Origin of the sequence: Alteribacter keqinensis (assembly GCF_003710255.1) — a bacterium.
Taxonomy (GTDB): Bacteria; Bacillota; Bacilli; order Bacillales; family Salisediminibacteriaceae; genus Alteribacter; species Alteribacter keqinensis.
Genome location: NZ_RHIB01000001.1, coordinates 698,259 through 719,927 on the forward strand (window position 1 = coordinate 698,259; position 21,669 = coordinate 719,927).

Sequence of the window (21,669 nt, forward strand, 5' to 3'; positions counted from 1 at the left end):
GAATTGAGAAGGCTTGTTTTTATTTTTGGCGCGGTGAGAGTGAAATAGTAGACCCAAAAAAGAAGCCGGTCCATAAGAGAATTTCTTAAGGACCGGCTTCTTTTACGTATGGCGTCTCCTCGGAACTCACTTTTTCCTCAGGAGTATCGCGCATTGGCTAAGATCAACGCGCTTTTTTAAACAATATTGTCCTTTAAGACGGTATTACTGTAATGGCCGTCAGCTTCTTTTTTTCTGATCGTGGAGATAACCGTTCAGGTAAGCGAGAAGCTTGCTTCTTGTAATAATTCCTAAAAAGGCTCCTTTTTCATCTTCCACACAAATAAAGGGATTGTTTATGGAAAAGGACAGGGCTTTTTCAAACGGTGAATTCTTCTTCACACAGGCAAATGTCGTACTCATGACTTCAGTGACAGTAGTATTATGAAGGCGGTCCGGTTCAATCTTTTCAATACCGATTATGGAGTCGAGGATTTGTGCTTTACTGATTAATCCGCGCAATTTAAATGCCGTATCGAGTACCGGAATAGCTGTATAGCCTGATTTGACGAGCACTAGAAGTGCATGTTCCAGTGAATTATCCGGTTGAACGTGGGCCACTTCTTCTGCCGAAATAATAAAGGATTCGATCGGTTGTTGAAGAATGTGATATTCTTGCAGGTTTTGCATTTTCGCAGCACACTTTCTTTATTTTATTTCTACCATGTATTAAATACCCAGATAAAGGATAACGGTAAACATCTTTATTAATCTTCCCTCTACTATGTTAGTGAAACAGGGAGGAAAAGTCAATGTGTGATGTAAGCGTTTACATTTTAGGTTATGAGAAAATCCGGGAACCGTGCTTGTCTCTGGTTTAATCCCCTTATGGAAGTTCCATACTAGAAACAGGCACCCTAAAGAGGGTCTGGACATTCTTACTGAGGTGAAAATGATGCACAGCAAACAGACTGTCAGATATTTATGTCAAAAATATCCATCAGGGAATGAATATTTCTATAAAGAAGAGATCATTACACATGATACATGGGATAATCTCGATTCACTCGAATGGGGGAGACGCAGACCTGTTTCAAAAGCCACGGTTGAAAAGAGAAAAAAAGAAGGATACAGAGTGATCACGACCGAGGTCAGAAAACCAAAAGGAAAACTCTTTTATTTCCCGGCGGCAAATTTGTCGCAAAAAGAGGATAGGCGGTAGAAAGGGTCGAAATCAACAGGGCATACAAAGATATTTTGTGGAGGGAAACATATGGGGAACTGGCAGACAAAAGAGCAGTTAAAAGATCTAACAATTTCTCTTTGTGAATATGCAAGCGTATCGGGCAGTGAAGAGGAAATCGGAATTATGGAGTTTGTGGATTACCAGTTAAAGAGGCTTGAGTACTTTAAAGAGCATGAGAGTCACCTGCAAACACATTATACAGATGACGGAAGAAAATTTGTTTCTGCTCTTGTAAAAAGCAGAAAGAAAACAAAAAAGACACTTATTATTATGGGTCACCTGGATGTCGTTGATGTAGAGGACTACGGAGAGTGGAAGCATCTGGCTTTCAGGCCGAGAGAGCTCACTGAACAGATGCTTGCCCAAAAAGACAACCTTCCTGCTGATGTGCAGAACGACTTGGAGAAAGGGGAGGAGTGGCTTTTTGGCAGAGGTGTGATGGATATGAAGGCAGGTATCGCACTTTGTATGAGCATGATTGAAAAGGCAGCGGAAGGAGCATTTGAAGGCAACCTTCTGATGCTTGCCGTTCCTGATGAAGAGGTGAACTCTACCGGGATGAGAGCGGCAGTTGGGAAGTTACTCGAAATCAGTGACGAACATGATCTGAAGTACGAGATGGCCTGGAATACAGAGCCTGTTTTTTCAGGGTTTCCGGGAGACGAAAGCCTTTATGTTTACCGGGGCTCTCTTGGAAAAGTACTGCCGGGATTTTACTGCTACGGTGAGGAAGCTCACGTAGCTGAACCGTTTTCCGGCATAAATGGGAATTTTATGACTTCTTATTTAAGTGATGCTTTTGAACTGAATCCTGAACTCACAGAACAAACTGGAAGTCAGAAGACGCCTCCTCCTACGAGTCTTCTGCAAAAGGACTTAAAGAGCGATTATTCTACACAGATTCCTCATACTGCCGTTGTTTTGTTTAACTTATTATTTATGAAAAAGAAAATGAAGGATGTAACGGAGGAACTTCTGGAAGTGGCAGAGAAAGCATCGAAACGAATTATTCAGGCTTATGATGAAAGAGAGCGAGTTTTTGCAAAAAGCCACGACTATGAACCTGAAAAAAAACAGATCCGTATTTTAACGTACGAAGAGTTGTGGCAGCATGCGGTAAATCAGGTCGGGGAAGAAGAGGTAAAGCGGCAAATCTCTTTTATTCAGGCGAATGAAAGTCAGCTTGATGACAGGGATGTTACCATTCATACCGTTCATCACATTGCAGGTTTCTGTAAAGACCTCGCTCCAATGGTTGTGCTGTTTTATGCACCGCCTTTTTATCCTGCTGTTGAATCGGTGGAGCACAGTCTTGTGGACCGGGTAGCCCGAAAAGTGAAACAGGAGGCAGAACAGGTGCAGGATATTAGCGTTACCGATCTCCCATACTTTCCAGGGCTTTCTGACTTAAGCTACCTGCAGCTTCCTGACCGCCGGGACTCTCTGGGAAGCATGCTTAAGAATATGCCCCTGTGGGAAGTAACCTATGATCTTCCCCTTGAAGCAATGGAGAAGCTCAATCTTCCTGTTATGAATTTCGGACCTTTGGGACGCGGTGCCCACAGCTGGACAGAACGACTGCAGGTGACATATTCCTTTGATCATCTCCCGAAAGTAATGGAAAAAGGAATTAAAGAAGTGTTTGCTCAAATGGACTGAAAGTTATAATCATAATAAAAACAGCAACATAGACCACTGCCGCGGTCTGTGTTGCTGTTTTTAATAAAAGTGAAGGAGAAGCGGATCTGCCTTCATGATTGATACAGAGTCCTTAGTGAACATTTAAGACAGCATTCTCCTTATGCTTCACATGTTTTTTTCAATAAAGCAGGCCATAAATACTTCATCATCATATTCACCGTCAATAAGTACCTGGTATTTCTGTACACCTTCTGTAATAAATCCGTATTTTTCGTACAGCTTTTTTGCTACTGTGTTTTGTGCAAAAACAGTCAGGCACACTTTATACAATCCGTTTTGTTCAGCCCACTGGAGCGTATATTCCATGATTTTTTTCCCGAGCCCTTTTCCCTGGGCTTCTTCTGTTAGCCACGTACGGAAAACAGCCGTGTGGCGTTTCATTTTCAGCTCTCCCCGAATGAGGCGGGCAATTCCGTACACGTGACCATCAATTTCAACAACAGTATACATATTATTGTTATCAGCCATTTCCTGAATAAATGCTTGCTCTTCTTCTATAGTACGGACGCGTTCCTTTTGTATGTAACGTCCCTTCTGAATAATTTTTTCCACGTTTGTGATGATGTCAAAAGCATCTTCTTTTTTTGCGGGACGGAGCGTCACAGTTGAACCGTCTTTAGCCTTAAAGGTTACTTCAATCGGGCTATTGTTGTTTTGTGTCATTTTTATCTCCTCCATGCTGCCAAAACTTACTCGGGTCCAGTTCCAGTTCGGTGGGGATCAGTTCAGAAACAGGTACAATAACAACGTTCTTCTCCTGCAGATAATTAAGAGCATCTGATATGCCGTTGAATGTATCTGTACCCTTGATTCCAACATGGCCGATGCCGATGGCTTCCCCATGCTTCTGTGCTTGAGCACAGAGCTTGACCATCTGATTGTACACGTGATTTCTGGAAGACCGGCTGTCGTCCAGAAACGTATCTCTGACACCGTACCGCAGCTGCATTTCTTCTGCTAGTTCAGGGATAACGGACTCACTGCTTGTGCCACTGTCAATAATGTAAAGGTCATTTTCCTTTGCAACTTCAAGTATAGCCTTCATAATCCGCTCATTACCTACGATATTTGAACCCATATGATTGTTCAGACCCTTGGCGTAAGGAACGTCATCAATAGCCATTTGCACACGTTTTTTAACTTCTTCGGTGGAAAGATTTGACGTGATCGGCATTGGACCGAGCCATGAAGCTTTCCCTCTTTTAGGTTCAAGTGGCATATGAACAATTACCTCAAAACCGGACTCGTGGGCTTTTACAGCTTGTTCAGTCGATTCATCCAAGAACGGCATCACAGCAACAGTGATTGGGATATCAGCCTTCAAAAACCGATACACACCACCTGTATTGCCACCGAAATCATCAATAATAATAGCCACCTTTGCCTCCTGATCAGAGGAATTACCGCCTGAAGCTGAAGGAGCCAGAGCAGTAAAAAGGACCGCGAGCGAAAAAATCATAACAAGAAAGTATTTGAGCTGTAAAGGGGTTCGGTTCATCGTGTACTCTCCTTGCCTGACATAATGTAAAACGTATTTGTACACTAGTATAGCCGAGACAGGAAGATATACTTATCTGCCAAACGAAAAAAACGCCGGACCGGCGTTTTACTTTTGATTTGGAAAAGCTGTATTCAACTGACCGCGCAGCATTTTTTTTCTGAGCTGTTCTCTGTTCTCCCCCTGTTTTTCCTGTTTGCGTATTTCAAACGTCTGCATGCCGTCTTCCATTTTGTTTGCGATATCAACAAGGCGTTCTACGTCCATAAACGAGTATTTCCTCGTTCCGCCCTTTGAGCGTTCCGGCCTGATGAGCTTCCGCTGTTCATAGTAACGGATCTGTCTCTCAGACAATCCCGTGAGCTCACTTACAACCCCGATGCTGATGACTTTCTTTTCTTTATAAGAGTTCATCGTATCCCTTCCCTTTGCCGGCATGCTTCTTTGTGATTATTATAGCAGGAAAGAACAAAAATGCCTGGGTTATGTAAGATTATCTGACAGGGGAGTTCGTGAAAGGCCGAACCTGCCTTTCACGAACTCCCCGAAGCGCTGAGTGGAGCCGGTGTATGAGCAGGTAAGGCGCAATTCCCTGCCTGCGCCACCGGAGAAATCTCTCGGGCACTGGGCTGCGCTTTTATTACCTCGTTGACTAAATGCAGCAGTTTTTGGGAAAACAGCGTGATGGAAAGTCAGAAAACTGCGCTCAGACCTTTCAGGGGAGGGGAAATAGAAAAGGCAAAGGCGGCTGCCCTTGCCTGCATCAGTATCATCCGCTGTTATTATTGTCACTGCGGTTTAAACTTTCTTTTAACAGGTCTTTCAGTTCTCTGACTTCTTTTCGAAGTTCCTTTACTTCTTCTTTTGTTTCGTCGATTTCTTCTGTTTCAGCAGCCTCAGCCTTTTCAACGTTGTTGACGATAACACCGATAAAGAGGTTGAAGACAACAAACGTACCTACGAGAACGAAGGAAACGAAGTAAACCCATGACCATGGAAGTTCCTCAAAGATCGGTCTCATTACCTGGCTTGCCCATGATTCGAGAGTTACAACTTGGAACAATGTTAAAAGGGACAGCTGTAACGAGCCGAAATATTCCGGTGATACGTTCTGAAACAACATTGTTCCTGTTACTGCGAATATATAGAAGATAATACTCATTAAAAGCAGAATGTTACCCAGAGCCGGAATGGTCAGGAGCAGTGCATCCACGAGTCTCCGTAAGGAAGGAATGACTGAGATGGCACGAAAGACCCGGAGTACCCTGAGGATTCGCAGAACCGTAACAAAGTACGCACCGGCAAGTAAATAACCGCTTAGTACAATAATGAAGTCAAACCAGTTCCACCCGCTTTTAAAGAAGGTTCCCATCGTTCTGGCGGCAAAGAGACGCAGAAGGATTTCCACTGTAAAAATATACAGAAGAATACGGTCAATCGTCAGAAAGGCAGAGCGGTATTCGGAATAAAGGTGCGGGTATGTTTCAAGACCCACGACAACGGCATTAAATAAAATAAACGTAATGACAACGGCAGTGAAATATTTATGTTCCACGAGTGTGTCAAGTTTTTGTTTCCACTGGGGCATTGGTTTTGACATTCAATTCTCTCCTCGAAAAAAATCGCTAACGAAATAATCCTCTATTATTCTACTAAAATAACATCCAAGATGAAAGCTTTCCTCTGATTTATCATGAATTGTTTTAGACGGATACAGAAAAGATCGCTATACTATTGATGGGAATGAAACAGAAAGTGGTGAAAGCTATGAAACCGTGGAATGAACGTGTAGTTGTAATTACCGGAGCTTCCGGAGGGCTCGGACTTGAAATGGCCAGGCAGGTCGCAGAATATGGAGGGATGCCTGTGATGCTTGCCCGCTCCTACGGCAGGCTCCTGCGTGCGGCATCGGAAATTAAAGAGCAATCGGGCATTGCCCCTTATGTTTATGAACTGGATGTAAGTAATGAAGCGGCAGTCAAAGAGACATTTCATAGTATCTATGCTTCTGTAGGGGCTGTTGATGTTTTGATTAACAATGCAGGCTTCGGAAAGTTTGATCTGTTTGAAAACGCCAGAATGAGTGATATAAAAGAAATGTTTGAAGTAAATGTGTATGGTCTTGTTGCCTGTACACAGGCCGTTTTACCATATATGAAAGAGGCTCGGTCAGGTCACATTATTCATATTGCTTCCCAGGCGGGAAAAATATCCACACCCAAATCGAGTGGGTACGCTGCTACAAAGCATGCCGTCCTCGCTTTTGCCAACAGCCTGAGGATGGAGCTTGAAGGTACAGGAATCCGGATCAGTGCTGTTAACCCCGGACCGGTAAAAACGGATTTCTTTTCCCGGGCTGATGAAACGGGAGAATATGAAAAAAATGTAGAGAAGTATATGCTTGATGCAAAGACAGTGGCCGGGAAGACGTTAAAGCTGATAGATAAACCGAAAAGGGAGCTCAATCTGCCCCGGTGGATGGATGTAGGAACGAGGGTATACCAGGTGTTCCCGGCTCTTATGGAAAAGGCAGCAGCCAGTCAGTTCCGTAAAAAGTAATGGTCTTTCACCCGGAGGTAAAACACTTCTGGGTGAATTTTACTGTTGAAACAAGAACGTATATTCCCCTATAATGAACATACATTATAACGAACGTGTGTTCTTGAGGGGGCGCGAGATGGATATAGAATATGATTCATTACCAAAGCGGACGATCTTTTGTATTGATATGAAAAGTTTTTATGCAAGCTGTGCAGCGGTGGCTCTCGGTCTTGATCCTCTTTCTGCCCATCTGGCGGTTGTCGGGGATACAAACCGGGGCGGGAGTGTCGTACTGGCTGCTACCCCGCCGTTAAAAAGAGATTTTGGCATTAAAACCGGCAACCGGCTTTTTGAAATCCCGGACGATCCAAGGATTCACATTGTGAATGCGACGATGGCTGTCTACCTGCATATCTCCGTTCAGGTAACCGATCTGTTTCACCGTTATGTACCATTGGAGGCGATTCACACATACAGTGTGGATGAAAGCTTCATCGATGCAGGGGGGACGTCAAAGCTGTGGGGGAGTGAATGGGAGCTGGCAGAGGCGGTCCGGAATGACTTGTACAGGCGCTTTGGTCTGACCTGTGCCATCGGAATCGGTGACAATATGCTGCTGTCAAAACTCTGCCTTGATCTTGAAGCGAAAAAACGAGGGGTCGCCAAATGGAGTTATCGGGATGTTGAAACAAAATTGTGGCCCGTATCTCCCCTCTCAAAGATGTGGGGAATCGGAAGCAGAGTGGAGAAAAGGCTGCACCGCATGGGGATCTTTACAGTGGGACAGCTTGCTAATTATTCCCTGGACAAACTCGAGAAGGCATTCGGTGTCATGGGGAACCAGCTTTATTACCATGCAAACGGTGTTGATCTGTCAGAACTCGGTGCCCCGATATTAACCGGTCAGGTCAGTTATGCAAAAGGGCAGATTCTGCTCAGGGATTATAACGATCCCGTAGAGATCAAGAGGGTGCTTCTTGAAATGTGTGAAGAAGTAGCGGCAAGGGCGAGAAGAGAAAAGCGTGTCGGCCAGACGATCAGTCTGGGAATGGGGTATAGTAAGGATGAAGCGGGAGGAGGCTTTCACCGGCAAACGACCCTTCCGGAGCCGACCAACATCACGATGGAAGTGTATGAAGCCTGTGTAAAGATTATGAACCGTTTTCATGACGGCAGTACGGTACGGAAGCTTTCCGTATCAATCTCAAATGTTTACTCCGATGATTCCGTTCAGCTCAGCCTGTTTGAGACGGACCGTCCGAAAAAGCGGGCTCTCGGTTATGCTATGGATGAAATTCGCAGTAAATACGGAGCGAATGCCGTGCTGAGGGCTGTTTCCTATACAGAAGGGGGAACAGCAAGACACCGGAACACACTGGTAGGCGGTCATAAAGCATAAGAGAGCGGCTCACAAGGTGACATCAGACCTTATGAGCCGCTCTCTTTTCGTTTTACTCCCAGTCTGTTTCACCTGTAATACCGGCAATGTCGCACAGAGAAATGGAAATGCTGCGTTTTTCTTCGTTGTGGAGGAGAAGTGTCCCATTTACGGAATCCAATCTTTCGACTGTTCCCGTTAAGGTTGCTTCATTTCCTTGTATGACCGTCGTTATGATGACAGAAACTCGCTTAAAGGAAGCCTGTGAAAGAATGCCGTTCCATTCCTCCAGCAGCTGGGGATCGGGTTCGGGTTTTTGCTCTTTTTCATAACCGGCTTTTAACTCTTTTAACTTCTTTACGTGCTCTGGAAGCATCATGGATGTCCATTTTAATACTCCCCGGTCGTGCAGCATACCTATCCCTCCTAATTAGAACGTATGTTCCCATTTTAGATAAGATGAATCTGAAAAACAAGTGGAGAAAATTTGTAAAATATTTTTTGTTAAAAGGGAAGAAAAGTGAGGCAGAAAGGTGTATAGTAGGGGCTGAGAACTTTTTCTTTGTGATTACATTCACAAAGAAAAAGTTGGAAATACACGTAAAGAAAGAAGGGACAGTCTCAATGATTGTACGAGATCTGGTGGTGTCAGCAGAAGTGATGGAAGAGGAAACAAAGGATGGTATCTTTGTTATTTATGAGCGTTATGAAAATAATGAATGTGAATCCAATGGCCGTTTGTTCACACAAAAAGATTGTGAGCCGGAAGAGAGAGTTGAAATTATGGAAGAGAAGAACGGGGGTTCTCTCAAACACCTCTATTCGTACTCTGTAACAGACTCCATAGAGCCGGTGCTTGTTCAAATCCGCTTGGAACACCCTGAACTGCTTAAGTCATCCAAAGCGGCTCTTATAAGCTGAATGCATTTACGCCTCCAGGCAGTCTGGGGGCTTTTATTATTTGTGGTTTTTTATTTTGGTTGAAGAGCTCAGGATTAAAAGGCGGATTTCACGTTATAATGGACAAAACAGATATGATAGAAAGGAGCGGTTGAACGGTGGTAAAAGTGTTATTTGTGTGTCTTGGAAACATTTGCAGATCTCCTATGGCAGAAGCTGTCTTTAGTGAGAAGGTTAAAAAGGCGGGGCTGGAAGACAGGATAAAAATTGATTCCGCCGGAACAGGGGACTGGCACGTGGGCAATCCTCCCCATGAGGGAACACAGGACATTCTCAGGAAAAACAACATTGGCAGTGACGGGCTGAAGGCACGGCAGGTCAAAGAGAATGATTTAACGGAATACGATTACATCATCGGCATGGATGCAGAGAATATCGGTCATCTCACCAGGATGAAAGGTCTTAAGGACAGTGGTGAGGTTGCGAGGCTCCTCGACTTCACCGAAGACGGGGAAGATGACGTTCCAGACCCTTATTTCACAGGCAACTTTGATTATGTATACGAACTTGTAGAAAAAGGCTGCGAACGCCTCCTGGATTACATTCGTGAAAAAGAAGGCTTACAGTCATAAAAAAAGAGTGTCGGTTAAGGATCAGACTGGCTGAAACCGGATTTGCACACTGCTTCAGAGGACGGCTCATAAGGTGTATTGCCACCTTAATGAGCCGTTCTTTTTTTGGGGCCTGCCTTCCGCCCCGTTGTTTAACTCCGTTTTAAACAGGGAAAAACGATTACATGTATTGGAAGAGAAATGGAGTGAGCGATGATGAAGGACATACAAAAATTCTGGCAGGCAAGAAACTGGATGAAAAGTAATGAAAGCTTTCTTACCACATGGCACGCTCATGTGGGGTATAAATTAGATTTATTCGACAGCTTTGCAGAGGGAGAAAAAGTTGAGGAAGTAGCAGCAAGAGAAGAACTCAACGGCCAACTGCTTCTCAGATGGGTTGAGGTAGGGCTTGAAGTGGGCCATCTGAAAAAAACGATAACGGGAAAGATTAAACCAAAGAAAAAAATGCTTAAATACGTTTCTGCCAAAAGTAAGGATTCAGTCGGCATCCTGCTAAGAGAAATGATGGAGCTTCACATTCCAACACTTATGCAGTATCCCGACCTGATGCAAAACAATGAACAGATTTCATACCTTGAGGACAAGTTCGCCAATGTCGTAGCGGAAACGTCAGCGCTTCTGGAAAAAGCGTCAGTCCCGCCTATGATGAAATGGGTAGGTAAATATAAACCAGGACATATTGTTGACCTCGGGTGCGGTTATGGCGGGTATTTGAAAAAAATCAGGGAAACAGATGAGAAAGTCAGCCTTACCGGAGTGGAAATCAGCTCTGAGGTAGCTGAAGAAGCAGAAGGAAATTTGAGAAACGATAATATTACAATCCTCAACGAAGATCTTGAAGACTATATAAACAAAGGTGAAAAAGTCGACATGGTTATGATCCATAATCTTTTATACTATTATGAACCCAAAGAGAGAGAAGAACTTTTTAAAAAGGTCTCCTCCTTACTGAACAAAGGAGGAACCGTTACCGTAATTTCTCCGTTAACAGATGCAAAACATGGTCAGACATTTGCTGCCGCTTTTAATACCTTTATGTCAGCACATGAAAATCTCTTTCCTCTTCCGACTGAAAAGGAAATTGAATCCCATGGGAAAGCTGCCGGTCTTAAAGTGAAGATGAGTAAGCCGATTATTAAAGAGGGCGGATGGTACCTCCTCGGCCTTCAGAAAAAATAGGCTGTCCCATAAACCAGCATAAAGTGAAAGCCTCTCATATAATTTTTCCAGAGAGTGACTCACAAGGTATAATGCCACCTTGTGAGTCACTCTCTTCTTTTTTGAGCTGACTAGACCAATTCATGTAAACTCACTAATCACATACCGGAAGTGAGATGAAAATGGGCACCCTCTTTCCTTGTGATGAATACGATGTGTTAGACGTTGTCAAAATCCGCTGAACGAAAGAGAGGGAGCGAAATGTGTGGAATTACAGGCTGGGTGGATTTCAGGCGCCCGATTGAGAATGAAAAAGAAACACTGAAAACAATGGCTGACACCCTGTCCAGACGTGGTCCCGATGCTTCACAGGTTTGGGCAGAAGGTCATGCGGGTTTCGGCCATACAAGATTAATCGTTGTCGATCCTGCAGGCGGTCTTCAGCCTATGAGCCGGACGAAAAACAATAATACGTACACCGTCTGCTATAACGGTGAACTTTACAACACCGAAGATATCCGTAAAGAATTAATTAAGGAAGGGTATACTTTTTTGTCCCACTCCGATACGGAAGTTCTACTGACTGCTTTTATTGCATGGGGAGAAAAGTGTGTTGAAAAATTTAATGGAATCTTTGCATTTGCTATATGGAACCAGAAAGAAGAACGTCTGTTTCTTGGCCGTGACCGCCTTGGTGTAAAGCCCCTTTTTTATATGGAGCATCAAACAGGCATTGTTTTCGGTTCCGAACCAAAAGCCATTCTGGCCCATCCTGAAATCGAAGCTGTAATTGATGAAGATGGTTTGCAGGAACTTCTGGCTCTGTGTCCTTCAAGAACACCGGGACATGGTGTATATAAAGGGATGAAGGAGCTGCGGCCTGCTCATTTTTTAAAAATCGACCGCGAAGGCCGGAGAGTAAACAGGTACTGGCAGGTTAAGAGTGAAAAACATACTCAGTCAGCAGATGAAACAGCAGACCACATCCGCTGGCTCTTAAAGGATACGGTGGAGCGTCAGCTTGTGGCGGACGTGCCGGTGTGTACATTTCTCTCGGGAGGAGTGGACTCCAGCGCCCTTACTGCCCTTGCTGCCAATTACTTTAAAGAAAAAGGGCGTGGTACGTTAAGTACCTACTCCATCGACTATGAGGAAAATGATAAATACTTTAAATCGAGTAAATTTCAGCCCAATCCGGATGCGCCGTGGATTAAAGTGATGTCTGATTTCCTTGGATCAAATCATCACGGGTGCGTGATTAATAATGATGTTTTGTTTGATTACCTCACACCTGCAGCAGAAGCCCGGGATTTCCCGGGAATGGCGGACATTGATTCATCGCTTTTGTGGTTTAGTGAGCAGATAAAACAAGATGTGACGGTCGGGCTGTCCGGCGAGTGCGCCGATGAAATTTTCGGGGGCTATCCATGGTTTCATGATGAAGAGACGATCAAAAGGGAGAGCTTTCCCTGGATGCGGTCTGTTCAGGAGAGACAGCAGCTTTTAAGGCCTGCATGGAAGGATAAGCTCCATTTAAACGAGTATGCAGATAAACGCTACACAGATACTGTAATAGAAACACCGCTGCTCGATGGGGAAACAGAACTGGAGCAGAAGCGGAGGGCATTGTTTTATTTGAACATGACTTGGTTTATGACGACGCTTTTGGACCGGAAAGACAGGATGAGTATGGCTGCGAGTCTGGAAGTACGGGTCCCGTTTGCCGATCACCGGCTGGTGGAGTATGTGTGGAACATTCCGTGGGATATGAAGATGTACGGCGGAAGGGAAAAAGGAATCCTTCGAAAAGCATTGGAAGACGTCCTTCCTCACGACATCCTTTACCGTAAGAAAAGTCCATACCCTAAGACCCATCATCCCGTCTACACTGAAAAAGTGACCAGTGCCCTGCAGGGAGTATTAACTCAGGGGGACTCACCACTGTTTGATCTCTTCGAGAAAAGGACCATACGGGAACTGGTGGACAGTAAAGGGTCTTCCTTCAGGACGCCTTATTTCGGTCAGCTTATGAGCGGGCCGCAGCTGATTGCTCATTTATGGCAATTTCATCACTGGCTGATCTCATCAAAGGTCAAAATTCTTTAACGCCTGTTTTGCAGGCGTTTTTTCATTGGCGTAGAAGTAATTGGAAAACCATATAGTTATTACAAGAATCATTATCTTTGCTGTTTTTCCTCTGTGGTGGTATACATAATGTATAAGTTTTGTTTAACCATTATTTAATAAGGGAACAGAAGTTTACAGTAATAATCGAGCGGGGGGAGACCATGCAAAAACAAAAGGTGGCCATTATCGGTGCAGGGCCAGGTGGACTGGCTGCTGCCATGATGTTGTCTTATAGAGGTTTTTCTGTAGACGTATACGAAAAACAACCATACATAGGCGGGAGAACGTCAAGGGTTACAGAGGGGGATTACCACTTTGACCTAGGGCCCACGTTTTTCAGTATGCCTCATATTCTTGAAGAAGTTTTTGAAGCTTCAGGACGTAATTTACACGATTACGTTGAACTTAAAGAGCTGGAAACAATGTATGAACTGATGTTTGACGATCTGACCATTCATGCCACAAGAAACCGGGAAAAAATGAAAAAACATATTGAGGATTTGTTTCCGGGGTGCGGCGGACGCTATGAGCAGTTCATGATTGATACGAAAAAGAAAATGAACAAGCTTATGCCTATGCTGCAGAATCAGCATGGAAGCCTGCTGGATTATGTGAGACTTAGAAGCCTGAAGGCACTCCCTGAGCTTGAGGCAGGTCGTTCTCTTTATGACGTACTGGGCCGTTATTTTGACGATGAAAGGCTGAAGCTTTCTTTTACGTTTCAGTCAAAATATCTGGGGATGTCACCATGGGAGTGTCCCGGCGCCTTCAGTATTCTCTCCTATATGGAGCATGAGTGGGGGGTTTTTCACCCTGTCGGCGGACTGAATCGTCTTACTCAGGCAATGGCAGAGGTTGTAAAGGAGAATGGGGGGAGAATTCACACAGGACTGGGTGTAAAAAAGCTTATTGTTGATAAGAAGCAGGTAACGGGGCTGAGGCTCGATAACGGAGAGGTTATTGAAGCGGATGACGTAGTCATGAATGCGGACTTTGCAAGAGGAATGACCACCCTGTTTGAAGAAAGACAGGTAAAAAAATACTCAAAAAAAGTTATAGAAAAGAAAAAGTACTCGTGTTCTACATTTATGATTTATGCAGGGGTAAAAAAAACAGTGAACCTCGGTCACCACACGATTCTTTTTTCAAATGACTATAAAAACAATGTAGAAGAAATTACAAAAACAAAGAAGCTCTCACAGGATCCTTCCATTTATGTGCAGCACGCATCACAAACAGATCCGACTCTGGCACCGGAGGGGAAATCAGCCCTTTATATTCTTGCGCCGGTCCCGAACAATTTCAGCGGCATTGAATGGGAGAAAGAAAAGGACAAATTCCGGGACCTCATCTGGAATCTAGTAGAAGAAAAGACCGGACAAAAGCTTAGAGACTCTGTTGAGGTTGAAAAAATTCTTACACCCTTTGACTGGGAACACGATAAGCAAGTTTATAAAGGGGCAACATTCAACCTGGCTCACAACCTGGGTCAGATGATGTATTTCAGACCGCATAATCAGTTTGAAGAAGTTGACAGGCTTTGGCTTGTAGGAGGGGGGACCCATCCGGGAAGCGGACTTCCAACGATATTTGAATCAGCGAGAATTACGTCCAATGCAATAACAAAGAAATACCATAAGGCGGGGATGCACGTATGAAAACAGCAATTATCGGCGGCGGAATTGGCGGACTCGTTACGGCTTTGTATCTTTCAAAAGATGGACATGATGTCACCATCTATGAAAAAGAACATCAAGCAGGCGGGCGTCTTGCTTTTGTTGAGAGAGACGGCTTCAAAGTAGATAAAGGGCCTACTATTGTACTTCTGCCTGATATGATCCGGACGATTTTGGCCGAGACAGGTGTTAATCCCGAAATTGTACAGATGGAACGTATCGATCCTTTGTATCCGATTCATTTTTCTGATGGAACGACATTTACAAAATGGAGTGATACAACAGAACAGTTAAAAGAAATCAGGTCGGTATTCCCCGGTGAGGAAGAAGGATTTTTGCAATACATGAAAGATATGAAGGAGCGCTTTGAAAAAGGAAAACCTGCTTTCATGGACAGGGACTTCAGAGACCGGAAATCCTTTTTTTCCAGAACAAACATGAAAACACTGATTAAACTGAAAGCCTATCAGTCAGTGAAGGTCCAGTCAAAACAGTACTTTTCCAATAAAAAAATGCAGGAAGCTTTTTCCCTTCAAACACTGTATATCGGAGGGTCCCCTGAGGAGACACCGGCCATTTACTCTCTTGTTCCTTTCAGTGAACACTATCACGGTATCTGGTATGTAAAGGGAGGATATGCGTCCCTTGTTAATGTAATTACGAAAGAACTTATAAAGCGGGGAGTTAAGGTCGAAACAAATGCTCTTGTGTCAGAAATAGAAACTACTCAGAAACAGGCTTCAGCCGTGAAGGTGAACGGAAAACGTGAAGCGTTTGATTCTTTTATTATCAACGGTGATTTTCCGGTGGCAAGGACTCTCGTAAAAGAAAAGAAACGCCGTTCATTTGCTCCTTCTTCCGGATGTCTGCTTCTTTATTTCGGACTGAAAGGAGAGCTGCGTACCGACCATGTTCACCAGTTTTTTATGGGGAAAGAACTTGATCAAAATATGAAAGAGATATTTGAGAGACGTACTCTTCCGGAAGACCCTTCTTTTTACGTTTTCTCTCCCTCAAAAATTGATCCCACTCTTGCACCGGATGGTCACAGCAGTGCTTACGTTCTTGTGCCTGTTCCAAGCGGAGATCATATTACGCAAAAAGATTACGAGGATTACGCTGATAAAATTACAGGGTTAATAGAAAGCCGCATGGATCCCGAATTAAAAGAGAAGGTGGTGTGGAAAGAAATAAGAACGCCTAACGACGCCATGCAGGAAGGGCTGTTTGATGGAGGGTCTTTCGGTCTTGCTCCGTCTCTTTTTCAATCTGGTGTATTCAGGCCCCAGCTTCAGCCGTTTTCATATGAAAACGTGTATGCCGTAGGAGCTTCTATTCACCCGGGAGGAGGCGTTCCGATTGTCATGCAGGGAGCAAAGCTGCTTGCAGAAGCGATACGCGAAAAAGAAAGCAGAGCCAGCACACTCGCATAAAAGGCGTATGAAGAAATTCTTTAATTTTTTCGTGCTACTATTAAATGAAAATAGGAAACTGACAAAGAATGGAGGAGGATTATGCTCTCAGTAAATGAAGCTTACGGACAGTGCCATACTGTGATTAAGTATCATTCGAAAACCTTCGCTAAGGCGTTTGGTCATCTGCCGTTAAAAAAGAGGAATGCTGTATGGGCTGTTTATGCTTTTTGCAGAACAGCAGATGATATTGTTGATGAAGGTACCCGCCCTGCCCAGGAACTAACAGTATTTAAAGATCAGCTGCACTCGTTTGCTGAGGGAAAACTTCCGGAAGATAATTACTTGTGGATCGCTCTTAGTCATACGTTTACCACCTTTGACATGGATCTTCAGCCCTTTTACGACATGATTGAAGGGCAGCATATGGATCTTGTGAAAAAGACTTACCACAGCCTTGATGAGGTCAAACACTATTCTTATCACGTTGCGAGTACAGTAGGGCTGATGCTTCTTCCGATCCTTGCACCTGAGAAGAAAGACCGTTTAAGAGAAGGGGCGATATCACTTGGTATTGCGATGCAGCTTACGAATATTCTCCGGGATATCGGTGAGGACCTTGAGAGAGGGCGAATCTACCTGCCTGAACAGGTAATGTCCGATAATGGTTATGATACGAACATGCTCCAACGGGGTGAGGTAAACCAGGCATTTATTGATACATGGGAAGCTGTGGCATTTGAGGCTGAGCACTTTTATAAAAAAGGACTTGCGTCGTTAAAGGACTACCCCCTTGATTCCCGCCTGCCCGTAAAGGCAGCGGCTCTTTTTTACAGGGAGATACTCACTTCGGTACGCAACAATAAGTATGAAGTTTTTCACGAAAAAGCATTTGTCTCCCAGGAAGAAAAAGAGAAGATTCTTGACACCATGGTTAAGGGATAATAAATAAGTAGATTTCCGCCACGGCACTGGCAGAGGAAGAAGGAGCATAGTGAGGAGGCTCTCGAACTTGCAATGAGCACAAATCAACATAAACCATTAACAGATCAAATTTTCAAAAAGGAAATGATCATAATTAAAAGGGTGTCACCAAAATCACTTTTGGGACACCTTCTTTATTATTTACCCAGCTCTCTTATAAGTGAGTCAGCAGCGTTCATTCCACTCAGTATAACCATAGGAGATCCTCCTCCTGGGTGCGTGCTTCCCCCTGCAAAGAACAGGTTGGACAGATCGGCACTCTGGTTATACGGACGCAGGAAGGTATCTGATCTGCGGTTGGACGCTATACCGTAAAGTGAACCCCGGAACGCATAAAAACGGTTAGCAATGTCTTCTGGTGTGACTGTTTTTTTCGACTCTAAAAAAGGCCGGATGTCAATTCCATGTTCCCTCAAACGGTCAAAAATCAATGTCTCATACTCTTTTGTATCAACAGTCATGAGTCCTTTTTTTGTGAGAGGTGGTGCATTTACAAGAATGAACAGGTTGTCCCCGTCAGGAGATCGCAGGGGGTCTGTTTTTGAAGAAGTGCAGATGTAAATAGTCGGATCCTTCGCAAATGACTGGTGTGTAAAGATGGATTCGAATTCGCCTTTGTAATCATCATTGAAGAAAACGTGATGATGGTGGAGGTCGAATCGCTTTCTGACTGCGACCATCATGACAAAGGCGGAAACAGATGGTGAGAATCGTTCCATTTTTTTATTTGAAAGGCCCGGCCTTACCCGTTCATCCAGAAGAGAGGGAACCTGGGTAAGTAAATCCCCGTTCATAACAGCCCCGTCTGCTTTATAGAAGTGATCTTCTTTCGTCACAACACCGGTAACACGGTGACTGCTCGTTTCAATTCTCTCAATTTCAGTTCCTGTCAGGATCGTTACCCCAAGCTTCCTGGCTGCTTTTGTGAGTCCTTTTGCGATCTCCACATTGCCCCCTTTTGTATAATAGACCCCATCATTCAATTCAAGGTGGCCGATCAGAGCAAAGGTAGCAGGAGAACGATAAGGAGAAGAACCAATATAAGTGGCATACCGGTTGAAGGCCTGAATAATTCTGCCATCTGAAAAAAACTGACGATGAAAGGCATCAAGGCTTCTGAGTGGCTTAACGCTCATCAGGGCCTTTGCAAGAGGGAGGGACATATAGTCTTTCCAGGATGAAAAAGTCCTTTTCAGAAAATGAGTGTCAGCCAGTTCATACAGGTGTGACACTTCTTTTAAATAGGAACGATATCCTTTGGCGCTTTTTGGATCAAGACCCGCGAGTTCTTCTTCCATTCGTTCAGGGTCTGATGAAAAGCAGAATGATGATCCATCGGGAAAAGCATTTTTAGTGTGGGTAGTAAGGCGCTCAAAGGTAAAGTAATCGTCAGGGCTTTCTCCTGCTTCTTGCAGCACGTTTTGAAAAACATGAGGCATGGTAATCGTGTTGGGACCGAAGTCAAAAGTATAGGTACCGAGACGCACATCGTGAAGTTTCCCGCCTGTGTGGTCGTTTTTCTCAAAAAGCAGTACCTGGTGCCCCCTGCTCTGCAGACGGATTGATGCTGCAAGCCCTCCTAGGCCTCCCCCGATAACGGCAATTGTTTTCTTCTTACTCATTTATAAACCCTTCCTTTCCAGCTGAACCCTTTTTTAAACAGCCCAAGATAGGCAGAATACCAGAGCAGGATTACGGTCACAAAAGCAGATGCGGGCATTAGAAGGGCAATCCATTTTTTTTGGCCGGTTGCAAAATCCACAACGGCTTTTTGCAGAACTCCAAGGAGGAAGGGAATAAAATATACGGCAGGAAGTGTGCCTGTAATCCCAAGGACTGCCCAATACAATGGAACGATATAAACAGCGGTATAGAGAATTGTCAGTAAAAGCACGAGTAAGAGGGAACGTCCCAGACCGGGAAACATATTTTTAGAGAAGCCTTCCCATACTTCTTGGTCTGAATTATACATATCGCAGGTCACGTGAGAAGTAATATTTGCAAGTTTCACCCGGTATCCCGACTTCTTCAGCTCCCGGGAGATATGAACGTCCTCCACAAGGGAATCCTTGACGGAACGGTGGCCTCCGATGTGGTCATAAGACTCTCGCCTGAACATCATAAATGCCCCGTGAGCAGCTGTAGCAGGAGGGTATACAGTGAGGTTTGCAAGAAGAACAGGCAGATGAAAGTGTACAACAAAATGCTGCATGGGTACTAGTAAATGACCGAGGATTCCTTTCACCGGGCAGCGGGGAAATCCAGTAATAAGCCCTGTTCCTGGTTCAAAAGACATGACCATAGATTCAATGGTCCCGGGAGCAAGCGTTACATCAGCGTCCATAAATAAAGCATATTCAGAATTACCGTGTCTCGAAAGCTGATAACAGGCATGGACCTTACCTACCCACCCATCAGGGAGATGCCCTCCATTAAGGAGATGAAAGCGGGTGTCTCCTGATGTGAGTTCTTCAATAAGAGTGCCGGTTTTATCAGTAGACCCATCATCAAGAAGGTAAATCGTTAATTCAGGGTACGATAGCTTCTTCAGGTTGCTGATGAGGACTGGTACGTTTCTTTCTTCGTTTCTGAGCGGAACATAAATATTCACTGAAGGCCAGGGAGTACTTTGTTTCGCAGAACCGGGTTGGATGCTTTTTATCTTTGGAAGGGAGAGGGTATTAAGCAATGTGAAAGCCAGACTCAATACCAGTATCGTTATGACAAACGTAAGCATTAGTTTTCTTCCCTTCCCGTTAAACACACAGCTTTTTTCTTGAAACGGTGGTACCACTTCTCTCCGATGGTGATGCTTCCATCCACAAATACGTCGAAGTGCTCCGTTTTCCCGTTCACTACCTGTCTCTTTACTGCGTCGAGCTGTATGGTCATTGCTTCCTCGAGCTGACGTGTGGCTGCCTGGCGGTTTTTGTCATCTCCGATTGATACTGACTTTCCGATATGGATAAAAAACTCAGGATGCTGCTCGTGGAAAAGGGTGTGGTAAAACGTAATAGGAACCACTTCGCAGTTTCGTGCTTTCTGAATTAAGTAACTCGTCCCGTGCTGAAAGGTAAAGGGACGTTCATCTACGTGGCGTTCTTCCCCCTGAGGGAAAACGAACAGGGCTTTTCCTTCATCCAGAAGTGAAGATGCACGTGTAAGAGATCGGAGTACGGAAGTATAAGATGATGAATTGACAGGAAAAGCCCCCAGTTTCATGAAGAACGGAAACTTCTTAAGCCCATCTTCACTCATAAGAGCATAGCCGTCCTGTTTTAACAGGTACCTGTTCAGCTGGAATAACACAAGACTGTCCCACCATGAGCTGTGGTTAATATAAAAGAGAACCCCCCTTTTATGAGAGGAGGGCACCCAGTCATTTTTTACTTTTATGGTGTGAAAGTGCTTTGACAGAAGTCTTTTATTGTATAAAGAAAAGAGCGCTTCAAATAATGGTTTTTTCTTCACGTGGAATGCCTCCGTTCCGGCTTTTGCGAAGGGAAAAATCGATTGAATAAATAACGAGCAAACACACCGATGAAACGGCTGAAGCAAGGAAAAGTCCGTTCACAAGAGCTACGATTATGAACATGAGCGTCATGAGAAGATACAGCCAGCGCATGTTCCGGGACCAGTCGGACCGGGCTGTTGTCCGCCAGACTCCATTCTTGCGTCCTAAAAGGAAAATAACAGTATGGAGAACAAAAGACAGTACAAACCATCCCAGGTAATTAGAAAAAGGAATCCCGTAATAGAAACCGTCATCAAGCCAGACCCAGTATTCTTTTACATCGTAAGCAACAGGGTCAATAATCAAATCTATACCTACTGCAATAAGGGATGCGTACAAAGTATAGACAGCAAAGGCGAATCTGCCTGCAACTTCCCCCAGAGGCTTTGCAAGGACGTGGGAAGTACCTATGACCATCAGCCAGGCAAAGCCGATCGTAACAGGAACCCCGATTAATTTCGGACCGAAGTCTGTTTTATAAACGTAGTCACCAAAGAACAGTCCTGTCGCTACTCCAAACGACTCCATAATCATGGACAGTGAGAAAACGACGCCGATAAAAATGAGTCCCAGGACCTTGTTATATGTACGGTAAAAAAACACCGCTGCCAAAAGACCGCTCGTAATTAAAAATACGACATTTGCCCATTCTAACCATGGAGGGACCAAGTCAAAACTCAGTAAAAATACGCCACAAATGTACCAGATAATAAAAAAGCGGAATAAATACGTGTCAAAGCGCATCGTGCAACCCCCTTTTAAAAGCTCGGCTTGTATACGTTCAGGAGAAACCCATAAACGCTAACAGAGAGCCTGTAAGAAAAAGTATATCGGAAAAGGAAAAAGGTGTACAACAATTTGATAGTTTTTGTATAACGAAAATCCTGTCATTGTTTATAAAATGACGAGACTTGCAGTAG

The 21,669-nt window shown here is 44.3% G+C and carries 20 protein-coding genes; 10 read left to right on the plus strand and 10 right to left on the minus strand.

Annotated features, from left to right (window positions below):
- Nucleotides 1–219 precede the first annotated feature (219 nt).
- Nucleotides 220–669 (minus strand): cyclic-di-AMP-binding protein CbpB, encoded by a 450-nt coding sequence (gene cbpB / locus EBO34_RS03455; RefSeq protein ID WP_122896546.1) that lies wholly within the window; start codon nucleotides 667–669, stop codon nucleotides 220–222.
- Between the two features lie 583 nt (nucleotides 670–1,252).
- Between cbpB and EBO34_RS03465 the strand changes: the two genes are divergently transcribed.
- Nucleotides 1,253–2,884 carry a M20/M25/M40 family metallo-hydrolase gene (locus EBO34_RS03465; RefSeq protein WP_122896548.1) on the plus strand — a complete coding sequence of 544 codons (1,632 nt, stop codon included), beginning with the start codon at nucleotides 1,253–1,255 and terminating at the stop codon, nucleotides 2,882–2,884.
- 147 nt (nucleotides 2,885–3,031) lie between these two features.
- On the opposite strand, the gene EBO34_RS03470 is transcribed toward EBO34_RS03465, so the two are convergent.
- The 4 genes from EBO34_RS03470 to EBO34_RS03485 form a co-directional block, all read right to left on the minus strand.
- A complete protein-coding gene (locus EBO34_RS03470) occupies nucleotides 3,032–3,589 on the minus strand; it encodes a GNAT family N-acetyltransferase (RefSeq protein WP_122896549.1) in 558 nt (185 codons plus the stop codon).
- Entirely contained in the window at nucleotides 3,570–4,424 is an 855-nt protein-coding gene (locus EBO34_RS03475) for a divergent polysaccharide deacetylase family protein (protein ID WP_249413986.1), read from the minus strand. Before EBO34_RS03475 ends, EBO34_RS03470 begins: the two co-directional genes overlap by 20 nt.
- A gap of 108 nt (nucleotides 4,425–4,532) precedes the next feature.
- Entirely contained in the window at nucleotides 4,533–4,838 is a 306-nt protein-coding gene (locus tag EBO34_RS03480; RefSeq protein ID WP_122896550.1) for a MerR family transcriptional regulator, read from the minus strand.
- Nucleotides 4,839–5,193: 355 nt separating this feature from the next.
- The gene (locus EBO34_RS03485) at nucleotides 5,194–6,024 is read right to left on the minus strand and encodes an ion transporter (RefSeq protein ID WP_249413987.1); all 831 of its coding nucleotides are present in this window, start codon (nucleotides 6,022–6,024) and stop codon (nucleotides 5,194–5,196) included.
- Nucleotides 6,025–6,191: 167 nt separating this feature from the next.
- Between EBO34_RS03485 and EBO34_RS03490 the strand changes: the two genes are divergently transcribed.
- Together EBO34_RS03490 and EBO34_RS03495 are read left to right on the plus strand one after the other, a co-directional pair.
- Complete coding sequence (locus EBO34_RS03490; protein ID WP_122896551.1) at nucleotides 6,192–6,983, plus strand: SDR family NAD(P)-dependent oxidoreductase; 792 nt, start codon at nucleotides 6,192–6,194, stop codon at nucleotides 6,981–6,983.
- Nucleotides 6,984–7,101: 118 nt separating this feature from the next.
- Nucleotides 7,102–8,364 (plus strand): Y-family DNA polymerase, encoded by a 1,263-nt coding sequence (locus tag EBO34_RS03495; RefSeq protein ID WP_122896552.1) that lies wholly within the window; start codon nucleotides 7,102–7,104, stop codon nucleotides 8,362–8,364.
- A 52-nt stretch (nucleotides 8,365–8,416) separates the two neighbouring features.
- On the opposite strand, the gene EBO34_RS03500 is transcribed toward EBO34_RS03495, so the two are convergent.
- The gene (locus EBO34_RS03500; protein WP_122896553.1) at nucleotides 8,417–8,758 is read right to left on the minus strand and encodes a YolD-like family protein; all 342 of its coding nucleotides are present in this window, start codon (nucleotides 8,756–8,758) and stop codon (nucleotides 8,417–8,419) included.
- 209 nt (nucleotides 8,759–8,967) lie between these two features.
- Here EBO34_RS03500 and EBO34_RS20445 point away from each other — a divergent pair, with 209 nt between their 5' ends.
- From EBO34_RS20445 to EBO34_RS03535, 7 genes are all read left to right on the plus strand, one after another.
- Complete coding sequence (locus EBO34_RS20445; protein WP_142996766.1) at nucleotides 8,968–9,264, plus strand: hypothetical protein; 297 nt, start codon at nucleotides 8,968–8,970, stop codon at nucleotides 9,262–9,264.
- A 137-nt stretch (nucleotides 9,265–9,401) separates the two neighbouring features.
- Complete coding sequence (locus tag EBO34_RS03510; protein WP_122896555.1) at nucleotides 9,402–9,875, plus strand: low molecular weight protein-tyrosine-phosphatase; 474 nt, start codon at nucleotides 9,402–9,404, stop codon at nucleotides 9,873–9,875.
- A 195-nt stretch (nucleotides 9,876–10,070) separates the two neighbouring features.
- A complete protein-coding gene (locus EBO34_RS03515; protein WP_249413988.1) occupies nucleotides 10,071–11,057 on the plus strand; it encodes a class I SAM-dependent methyltransferase in 987 nt (328 codons plus the stop codon).
- 240 nt (nucleotides 11,058–11,297) lie between these two features.
- Nucleotides 11,298–13,142, plus strand: a complete 1,845-nt coding sequence (asnB, locus tag EBO34_RS03520) for an asparagine synthase (glutamine-hydrolyzing) (RefSeq protein ID WP_122896557.1) — start codon at nucleotides 11,298–11,300, stop codon at nucleotides 13,140–13,142.
- Nucleotides 13,143–13,324: 182 nt separating this feature from the next.
- Nucleotides 13,325–14,821, plus strand: a complete 1,497-nt coding sequence (locus EBO34_RS03525; RefSeq protein ID WP_122896558.1) for a phytoene desaturase family protein — start codon at nucleotides 13,325–13,327, stop codon at nucleotides 14,819–14,821.
- Nucleotides 14,818–16,272 carry a phytoene desaturase family protein gene (locus EBO34_RS03530; protein WP_122896559.1) on the plus strand — a complete coding sequence of 485 codons (1,455 nt, stop codon included), beginning with the start codon at nucleotides 14,818–14,820 and terminating at the stop codon, nucleotides 16,270–16,272. The genes EBO34_RS03525 and EBO34_RS03530 overlap by 4 nt, the downstream gene beginning before the upstream one ends.
- 81 nt (nucleotides 16,273–16,353) lie before the next feature.
- Nucleotides 16,354–17,196 (plus strand): phytoene/squalene synthase family protein, encoded by an 843-nt coding sequence (locus EBO34_RS03535; RefSeq protein WP_122896560.1) that lies wholly within the window; start codon nucleotides 16,354–16,356, stop codon nucleotides 17,194–17,196.
- Between the two features lie 176 nt (nucleotides 17,197–17,372).
- On the opposite strand, the gene EBO34_RS03540 is transcribed toward EBO34_RS03535, so the two are convergent.
- The 4 genes from EBO34_RS03540 to EBO34_RS03555 are packed head-to-tail and all read right to left on the minus strand — an operon-like array spanning nucleotide 17,373 to nucleotide 21,493.
- On the minus strand, nucleotides 17,373–18,857 hold the full coding sequence (locus tag EBO34_RS03540; protein WP_122896561.1) for a phytoene desaturase family protein: 1,485 nt from the start codon (nucleotides 18,855–18,857) through the stop codon (nucleotides 17,373–17,375).
- On the minus strand, nucleotides 18,854–19,972 hold the full coding sequence (locus EBO34_RS03545) for a glycosyltransferase family 2 protein (protein WP_122896562.1): 1,119 nt from the start codon (nucleotides 19,970–19,972) through the stop codon (nucleotides 18,854–18,856). The genes EBO34_RS03540 and EBO34_RS03545 overlap by 4 nt, the downstream gene beginning before the upstream one ends.
- Nucleotides 19,972–20,706, minus strand: a complete 735-nt coding sequence (locus EBO34_RS03550; RefSeq protein ID WP_183163691.1) for a lysophospholipid acyltransferase family protein — start codon at nucleotides 20,704–20,706, stop codon at nucleotides 19,972–19,974. Before EBO34_RS03550 ends, EBO34_RS03545 begins: the two co-directional genes overlap by 1 nt.
- Nucleotides 20,684–21,493 (minus strand): carotenoid biosynthesis protein, encoded by an 810-nt coding sequence (locus tag EBO34_RS03555; protein WP_122896564.1) that lies wholly within the window; start codon nucleotides 21,491–21,493, stop codon nucleotides 20,684–20,686. Before EBO34_RS03555 ends, EBO34_RS03550 begins: the two co-directional genes overlap by 23 nt.
- Nucleotides 21,494–21,669 lie beyond the last annotated feature (176 nt).

What these genes read in the sequence shown, in the direction of transcription:
- cbpB (WP_122896546.1), bottom strand. Translation starts at nt 669, where the DNA reads ATGCAAAACCTGCAAGAATATCACATTCTTCAACAACCGATCGAATCC.
- EBO34_RS03465 (WP_122896548.1), top strand. Translation starts at nt 1,253, where the DNA reads ATGGGGAACTGGCAGACAAAAGAGCAGTTAAAAGATCTAACAATTTCT.
- EBO34_RS03470 (WP_122896549.1), bottom strand. Translation starts at nt 3,589, where the DNA reads ATGACACAAAACAACAATAGCCCGATTGAAGTAACCTTTAAGGCTAAA.
- EBO34_RS03475 (WP_249413986.1), bottom strand. Translation starts at nt 4,424, where the DNA reads ATGAACCGAACCCCTTTACAGCTCAAATACTTTCTTGTTATGATTTTT.
- EBO34_RS03480 (WP_122896550.1), bottom strand. Translation starts at nt 4,838, where the DNA reads ATGAACTCTTATAAAGAAAAGAAAGTCATCAGCATCGGGGTTGTAAGT.
- EBO34_RS03485 (WP_249413987.1), bottom strand. Translation starts at nt 6,024, where the DNA reads ATGTCAAAACCAATGCCCCAGTGGAAACAAAAACTTGACACACTCGTG.
- EBO34_RS03490 (WP_122896551.1), top strand. Translation starts at nt 6,192, where the DNA reads ATGAAACCGTGGAATGAACGTGTAGTTGTAATTACCGGAGCTTCCGGA.
- EBO34_RS03495 (WP_122896552.1), top strand. Translation starts at nt 7,102, where the DNA reads ATGGATATAGAATATGATTCATTACCAAAGCGGACGATCTTTTGTATT.
- EBO34_RS03500 (WP_122896553.1), bottom strand. Translation starts at nt 8,758, where the DNA reads ATGCTGCACGACCGGGGAGTATTAAAATGGACATCCATGATGCTTCCA.
- EBO34_RS20445 (WP_142996766.1), top strand. Translation starts at nt 8,968, where the DNA reads ATGATTGTACGAGATCTGGTGGTGTCAGCAGAAGTGATGGAAGAGGAA.
- EBO34_RS03515 (WP_249413988.1), top strand. Translation starts at nt 10,071, where the DNA reads ATGAAGGACATACAAAAATTCTGGCAGGCAAGAAACTGGATGAAAAGT.
- asnB (WP_122896557.1), top strand. Translation starts at nt 11,298, where the DNA reads ATGTGTGGAATTACAGGCTGGGTGGATTTCAGGCGCCCGATTGAGAAT.
- EBO34_RS03525 (WP_122896558.1), top strand. Translation starts at nt 13,325, where the DNA reads ATGCAAAAACAAAAGGTGGCCATTATCGGTGCAGGGCCAGGTGGACTG.
- EBO34_RS03530 (WP_122896559.1), top strand. Translation starts at nt 14,818, where the DNA reads ATGAAAACAGCAATTATCGGCGGCGGAATTGGCGGACTCGTTACGGCT.
- EBO34_RS03535 (WP_122896560.1), top strand. Translation starts at nt 16,354, where the DNA reads ATGCTCTCAGTAAATGAAGCTTACGGACAGTGCCATACTGTGATTAAG.
- EBO34_RS03540 (WP_122896561.1), bottom strand. Translation starts at nt 18,857, where the DNA reads ATGAGTAAGAAGAAAACAATTGCCGTTATCGGGGGAGGCCTAGGAGGG.
- EBO34_RS03545 (WP_122896562.1), bottom strand. Translation starts at nt 19,972, where the DNA reads ATGCTTACGTTTGTCATAACGATACTGGTATTGAGTCTGGCTTTCACA.
- EBO34_RS03555 (WP_122896564.1), bottom strand. Translation starts at nt 21,493, where the DNA reads ATGCGCTTTGACACGTATTTATTCCGCTTTTTTATTATCTGGTACATT.